The following is a 6,000-nucleotide window of genomic DNA, read 5'->3' on the forward strand; positions in this document are numbered from 1 at the left end:
CTTTGAAATTTTTAAGGAGAAAGAAATGAAAAAATTACTTTTAGTGTTTTTTGCATTAGCTAGTGTGGCATTTGCCGCGGAAGGTAACGAAATGTTGCTCTCTTATTCTGCAATTGCAGCAGGTGTAGGTTTGGGTATCGCAGCTCTTGGTGGTGCGATTGGTATGGGTAGCACAGCAGCAGCGACAATTTCTGGTATGGCTAGAAATCCGGGCGTTGGTGGAAAATTAATGACAACAATGTTTATCGCACTAGCGATGATTGAAGCGCAAGTTATCTATACCCTTGTTGTTGCGTTAATCCTACTTTACGCAAACCCTTTCTTAGGCTAATTAATAGTTAAAATTCCTTAGGCACTTGCCTAAGGTGTGCGCTGGTGGTGGAATGGTAGACACACCATCTTGAGGGGGTGGCGGGGTGACCCGTGCGAGTTCAAGTCTCGCTCAGCGCACCACTCAATCTTTTTATTATTTTTTCTATTTTTATTCAGTTAATTAGACATTTATGTTAAGATTTTGAATTTTAGAATGTTAAATAAAGATTCTAATTTAATTTGAAATATAAGAGAAACAATGAATCTACAAGAACAATTACAGAAAACCAAAGCAAGTAAAAGTATTTTATCTTCCCTGTCTCATAATGTGCGTATTGAATTTTTACGAGATTGTGCAGATTTGCTTTTAGAATCACAAAGTGTTATTTTGCAAGCCAATCAAGAGGATTTAAGCCTTGCAGAGGATTTAAAATTAAGTAGTGCAATGAGGGAACGCTTGGAGTTGAATCCTAAAAAAATAGCAAGTATGGCGGAATCTTTACGGCAAATTGCAGATTTTCCAGACCCACTTAATAGAATTTTAGGAGGATTTACAAATCATTGCGGTTTAAGGATTGAAAAGGTAAGCGCACCCCTTGGAGTGATTGCTACAATTTATGAATCGCGTCCAAATGTAACAAGTGATGTCGCAGCCTTGTGCTTTAAAAGTGGAAATGCCTGCGTTTTAAAAGGTGGCAAGGAGGCTCAAAAGAGTAATGAAGTCATTATGCAGGTTTTTTATCAGATTCTTAAAAAGCATCATTTGCCTTTGGATTGTATGGTTCTACTTCCGTCTATGCGTGATAGAGAAGAGTTAAAAGAGCTTTTGGGTGCAAAAGATTTTATTGATTTAATCATTCCACGTGGAGGTGAGGGGCTGATTAATTTTGTAACAGAATATGCAAAAGTGCCTGTTATCAAGCACGATAAAGGGGTTTGTCATATTTTTGCTCATCATTCTTGTAAGATTCCAGAATCCATTGCGATAATTGTTAATGCCAAAACTTCTCGTCCAAGTGTATGTAATGCTTGTGAAACATTGCTTATAGATTCTGTTTTTGCGCAGGAGTTTTTACCTAAAGTTGCAGAATCTTTGAAGCAAAAGGGCACGATTTTAAAGGGCGATAGAGAATCTTGCGAGATTTTGAAAGCTTGTGGGATAGAATGTGAGCAAATTTCTTTGCAAGATTATTTTATAGAATATGGAGAAAATATTTTAAATTTGCGTCTTGTCAATGGACTTCAAGAAGCCTTAGAACATATTGAAAAGTTTGGCAGTGGGCATAGTGAAGCAATTTTAAGTGAAGATTATAGTGTTATAGAGTTATTTTTAAATGCAGTGGATTCTGCGTGTGTGTATGCCAACGCTTCTACGCGTTTTAGTGATGGTGGAGAATTTGGCTATGGAGCAGAAGTTGGAATCTCTACTTCAAAGATTCACGCACGCGGTCCAATGGGTGTAGAGTCTCTAACGATTTATAAATATAAAGTTTATGGTAATGGACAGGTGCGTTAAGGATTCTTAAGTATTTGCGTTGATTAACTTTAGGAATTTGTAAATGAAAAAGATTTTTGGTTGGTTTTATACTTGATTTTTATCCATTTACTCGCTAATATTTCTGCACAATCGCAAAGTCAAAGCTTTGAGGATTCCACAATAGAATCTTCTATACAAATTTAACGAAGTGATAAACAAAGCACTCTAGAGAATAAATATCAAAACAATGTAGAATCCCAAACTTTAAAAATTCTTCTTCAAAATGCTTTGCGCAATCCACTTTTACAAAGTGAAGAGACGCAAATGAGAGCCTTAGAAGAAGAAAAAATGCTTTATATGCAGAATATTTGCCAAAAGTTGTGGTAGGTTATGCTTACCAAAATATACAAAATCCTAATATTTTTTATCCTAAAAAGATAAAAGGTGTTTTTGTAGAAGCGCAATGGTTGATTTTGATGAATTAGCACGTGAGGGTAGATTGGAAATTACTGATTATAAACTCAAAGCCGAAGAACACGAGAGCAAAAGCACAAAAGAGCAGTTGCAATTAAAAATCATTCAAGAATATTTTAATGCTTTAAGTGTGCAAAGTAGGCTAAGCGCACTGATAAATCAACAAGAAGAGCTTAAGGAAAGTATTTTTAAATATCAAAGATTCTATGATACGGGACTTGCTTCGTTAGATGCATTAGAAGCAATTAAAGCGCAAAGCTATCAAAATATTATAATATAGAATCTACCAAAACTGCCCTTAAAGCACATTTGGAGCAACTTTCGCTTTTGAGTGGAGTAGAGATAAATACTCTAAATGAGCGCACAAATTTGCAAGAAGTTTCTTTGAATCTCCCCTCAAAAGAGCGGGAGGATTTGCAAGCAAATTTTTATGTCCTTAAAGCACAAGAAAGTGTTAAATCCCAATACACTTATTTGCCAATAATTTCTCTTAGCAATCGTTATATGCGCTACCATTATGATGAACGCAATTTGCCTAATCTGCCCTTTGTGATTCCTATTGACCCTACTTATCAGAACACATTTGGTTTGTCTGTCTGTTTTACACTTTTTGATTCTTTGGCAACATATAGGGAACGTGAAAGTGCATACCTAAACGCAATGGCTGCAAACTTTGAATATATTTATCTTAAAGATTCTCAAAGAAGAGAACTTGTAATTGCAAAGGAGAGTTTAAAGAGTGCTAAAGAGAAAATAAAATGGGCAGATTCTAGCTATCAATCCGCTTCTATTGCTTATTCTTATGCAAAAGAAAAATTTAATGTCTAACTACACAATATCTTAATGCTTTAAGCACATTGCTTAATGCACAAAGTTTTTATGACGCTGCACGTTTTGATATGAAGTGAAAAAGGCAAATTTCTCTACAAGAGTGGAGAGAAATTAGAATCTTTTATCGCAGATTAAGGGGTATAGAATGCAACAAGAGGAGAGCAAAAATAAAAAGTTAAAAGACATCGTAAATCTTTTTAGTTTTGCTATTTTGTGTTTTGGTCAAGTTTTTGCACAACCTAATGAAGTGTATGCAACCTTTGAAGTTCAAGCACTTCAAAGAGCCACTTTAGCTCTTAGTGCTAATGGTGTAGTAGAGGAGATTTTTGTAGAAGTGGGAGCGCAAGTAAAAAAAGAGAAATTACTTGCATTAAAAGTAAAAGATGTGAAAGAGAATGTGCAAATTGCAAGAGCAAATTTAGAAGTGGTAGAGGGCAAAGTAACAGATAAAATTGAAGGGGCAATTAGCGGGATAGAATCGTTAAAGAAATTACCTCTACAAGTGTAGATAGTGTGAGCGTTGTTGTCGTGGAGTTTGAATTAGAAAAAGATATTGAAATTGCCGCAAATGACGTGCGGAATAAAGTCTCAACCCTTAGTTTTGGAAGTGAGATTCAATCGCCTATGATTGAAAAATTCAATGTCGGTGGCGCACTGACTATTTCGCTCTTTGTTAGCCCTAGAACCAAGATTGAAAATACACAAGAATTATTAGAGTTAAATGTTCATACAGGCTTAAATCAAACCTCTTTTGCAGAGAATAAAGGTGTAGATAAGGTAAATCTTGTAGGTTATTTAGAGCGTGAGATTAAGGTCCTCCCTTTTCCTAATGCATTAAATAAATATAACCTTACCTTTACAGATATTGTCCGTGCAATTAATGCACAAAATATTGAAATTGATGGTGGAAGATTAATCAGTAAGGAAAAGGAATGGAAACTGATTACCAAGGCAGATGCAAGTAATGTGCAAGATTTGGGTAATCTTTTAATCGGAGAGGGGATTAAATTAAGTGATATTGCATTGATTGTTGATTCTGTTAAGGAGCAACGCAGTTTTTCTCATTTAATAACCAAAGAAACAAGTGGAAGTGGAATCTCGCTAGAAGTGCAGAAAATCACAGGTGCAAATGAGATTGAAATTGCAGATTCTATCAAAGAGATTTTACCCTTTTTGTAAGAAATTAGCCTACAATACCAGCTCACACTTGTGCGTGAATGGTTGCAATTACCCTCGCAATAGGGATTATTATTGATGATGCGATTGTGGTGATTGAGAATATTTATAAAAAACTAGAAAATGGAATGCAGTGCAAAGAAGCGGCATATCAGTGTTTGTGCGAGATAGGTTTCGCCCTTGTTGCAATCTTGTATGTTGCTTGCGGTGTTTATTCCTATTGCAAATATGAGCGGTGTAACTGAGAGGTTTTTTACTTCTTTTGGGCTAACCCTTGCTGCATCAATTATCATTTCCTATGTTGTTGTGATTACTTTTATTCCAATGCTAAGTTCGCGTATTGCAGATTCTAGTTCTAATTATAAGGAGTTTAAAGGGTTTTGGCAGAGATTTTATCTTTGGAGTGAGAAATATAAAATCTTGGAGAGTTTTTATGTTCAAACTTTAAAATGGGTTTTAAAGCATAAAACTATTGTGATTGGAGTGATTGTAGGAGTTTTTGTGCTTTCGCTCTTTTTCGTTTGCAATTAAATCGCGCACTTGTTGCACAATATGGTTTCAATGCACAAGAAGTTGCAATGGCATTGAATAATGCCTTTAGTGGAGCGCAGAAATTTCTTATTATCGTGAAGGGGGTAAAGAATATGATATTGTATTGCTTAGTCCCAAAAAAGATTCCATTATGGATTTGAGTTACTTAAGTCCTAGAAATTCAAGTGAGGAAAATGTGTTTTTAGAGGGATTGGTAGAGATAGAAGAGGTGGGGGCAACAACAAATATTAAACATTATGATAGACAAAGAAGTGTAATGATCTATGCGAATTTGTTTTTAATTTATTTTATTTTGGTGTCTTTAATCCCTCTTGCAACCATTGGTCATTATGACGACTTTACCCTTAAGCTTTACAGGGGCATTTTGGCACTTTTTATCAGTGGAAAATCGTTAAGTTTATTTAGTACTATGGGATTAATGCTTTTAATGGGGCTTGTGGGAAAAATGCGACTTTAATCTTTGATGTGGTCAATGACAAACGCTCTAATGGTGTTTGGAATGTTTCCTTTTGCACTTGCTGGAGGTGCTGGAAGTGGAATCAAATCGCCAATGGGTATTGCTCATCTCTATGATTTTAAGTTTATTGCTTGTGCCTGCTTTTATCGTCTAATTGCCCCTTTGGACGATAAATTAAGAAAGTGGTATTAGTAATATAGATTGTAAGATTCTTTAAGAACCTTACAATCTGGTGTTATAGGCTATTTTGCAAGAGGGTATTAAGACGTTTGACAAAGGCATTTACATCTTTTAATTTTCCACCCTCTAAAAGCTTGGCTTCTTCAAGTAGTAAATATGCAACTTCTTCTATCTTGTGTTCTTCTGCGTCTAAGAGTTTGGTTACAATAATATGATTTGGGTTGAGTTCTAAAATAGGTTTTGGCTCTGGAATCTCTGCTCCCATTCCCATTGCCCCCATTTGCTTCATCATCTTAACCATCGCAGCATTAGGGTCTTCAGGGTCTCCTACAATACACGAAGGAGCGTCAATTAAACGAGAGCTTAAGCGCACTTCTTTGACTTCCTCGCCTAGAGTTTTGCCAAATTTTTCAAGCAGTGGTTTAAATCTTTCTTTGATTTCTTCGTTGAGATTTTCCTCACCTAAATCCTCTAATGCTTCTTTGGAAGTGATAGAACGCAAAGGTGTTTTGTCATAATCTTGAACCATAGGCATTACGAT

At 35.6% G+C, this 6,000-nt stretch carries 9 protein-coding genes, 1 tRNA gene and 2 pseudogenes; 11 read left to right on the plus strand and 1 reads right to left on the minus strand.

What is annotated here, in order from left to right; all coding sequences use genetic code 11:
- Nucleotides 1–25 precede the first annotated feature (25 nt).
- From Q0Y61_RS04920 to Q0Y61_RS04970, 11 genes and pseudogenes are all read left to right on the plus strand, one after another.
- Entirely contained in the window at nucleotides 26–331 is a 306-nt protein-coding gene (locus tag Q0Y61_RS04920; protein WP_297812260.1) for a F0F1 ATP synthase subunit C, read from the plus strand.
- A 38-nt stretch (nucleotides 332–369) separates the two neighbouring features.
- A tRNA-Leu gene (locus tag Q0Y61_RS04925) sits at nucleotides 370–453 on the plus strand.
- Nucleotides 454–571: 118 nt separating this feature from the next.
- Nucleotides 572–1,828, plus strand: coding sequence for a glutamate-5-semialdehyde dehydrogenase (locus tag Q0Y61_RS04930; protein WP_297812263.1), 1,257 nt, complete (start codon nucleotides 572–574; stop codon nucleotides 1,826–1,828).
- Nucleotides 1,829–2,252: 424 nt separating this feature from the next.
- Complete coding sequence (locus Q0Y61_RS04935; protein ID WP_297812266.1) at nucleotides 2,253–2,543, plus strand: hypothetical protein; 291 nt, start codon at nucleotides 2,253–2,255, stop codon at nucleotides 2,541–2,543.
- 29 nt (nucleotides 2,544–2,572) lie between these two features.
- On the plus strand, nucleotides 2,573–3,091 hold the full coding sequence (locus Q0Y61_RS04940) for a TolC family protein (protein WP_297812270.1): 519 nt from the start codon (nucleotides 2,573–2,575) through the stop codon (nucleotides 3,089–3,091).
- A gap of 148 nt (nucleotides 3,092–3,239) precedes the next feature.
- On the plus strand, nucleotides 3,240–3,602 hold the full coding sequence (locus tag Q0Y61_RS04945) for a hypothetical protein (protein ID WP_297812273.1): 363 nt from the start codon (nucleotides 3,240–3,242) through the stop codon (nucleotides 3,600–3,602).
- A gap of 5 nt (nucleotides 3,603–3,607) precedes the next feature.
- On the plus strand, nucleotides 3,608–4,273 hold the full coding sequence (locus Q0Y61_RS04950) for an efflux RND transporter permease subunit (protein WP_297812275.1): 666 nt from the start codon (nucleotides 3,608–3,610) through the stop codon (nucleotides 4,271–4,273).
- 38 nt (nucleotides 4,274–4,311) lie between these two features.
- A pseudogene (locus Q0Y61_RS04955) lies at nucleotides 4,312–4,801 on the plus strand (efflux RND transporter permease subunit).
- On the plus strand, nucleotides 4,792–4,962 hold the full coding sequence (locus Q0Y61_RS04960; protein WP_297812278.1) for a hypothetical protein: 171 nt from the start codon (nucleotides 4,792–4,794) through the stop codon (nucleotides 4,960–4,962). Before Q0Y61_RS04955 ends, Q0Y61_RS04960 begins: the two are co-directional and overlap by 10 nt.
- A complete protein-coding gene (locus tag Q0Y61_RS04965) occupies nucleotides 4,953–5,279 on the plus strand; it encodes a hypothetical protein (protein ID WP_297812280.1) in 327 nt (108 codons plus the stop codon). Before Q0Y61_RS04960 ends, Q0Y61_RS04965 begins: the two co-directional genes overlap by 10 nt.
- Before the next feature lie 15 nt (nucleotides 5,280–5,294).
- Nucleotides 5,295–5,471, plus strand: a complete 177-nt coding sequence (locus tag Q0Y61_RS04970; RefSeq protein ID WP_297812284.1) for a hypothetical protein — start codon at nucleotides 5,295–5,297, stop codon at nucleotides 5,469–5,471.
- Nucleotides 5,472–5,514: 43 nt separating this feature from the next.
- Here Q0Y61_RS04970 and Q0Y61_RS04975 read toward each other — a convergent pair.
- Nucleotides 5,515–6,000, minus strand: a pseudogene (locus tag Q0Y61_RS04975) (molecular chaperone HtpG); the annotation flags it as partial.

It is taken from the genome of uncultured Helicobacter sp. (genome assembly GCF_947367035.1).
In the GTDB taxonomy this organism is placed as follows: domain Bacteria; phylum Campylobacterota; class Campylobacteria; order Campylobacterales; family Helicobacteraceae; genus Helicobacter_D.

What these genes read in the sequence shown, in the direction of transcription:
- Q0Y61_RS04920 (WP_297812260.1), top strand. Translation starts at nt 26, where the DNA reads ATGAAAAAATTACTTTTAGTGTTTTTTGCATTAGCTAGTGTGGCATTT.
- Q0Y61_RS04930 (WP_297812263.1), top strand. Translation starts at nt 572, where the DNA reads ATGAATCTACAAGAACAATTACAGAAAACCAAAGCAAGTAAAAGTATT.
- Q0Y61_RS04935 (WP_297812266.1), top strand. Translation starts at nt 2,253, where the DNA reads ATGGTTGATTTTGATGAATTAGCACGTGAGGGTAGATTGGAAATTACT.
- Q0Y61_RS04945 (WP_297812273.1), top strand. Translation starts at nt 3,240, where the DNA reads ATGCAACAAGAGGAGAGCAAAAATAAAAAGTTAAAAGACATCGTAAAT.
- Q0Y61_RS04965 (WP_297812280.1), top strand. Translation starts at nt 4,953, where the DNA reads ATGGATTTGAGTTACTTAAGTCCTAGAAATTCAAGTGAGGAAAATGTG.
- Q0Y61_RS04970 (WP_297812284.1), top strand. Translation starts at nt 5,295, where the DNA reads ATGACAAACGCTCTAATGGTGTTTGGAATGTTTCCTTTTGCACTTGCT.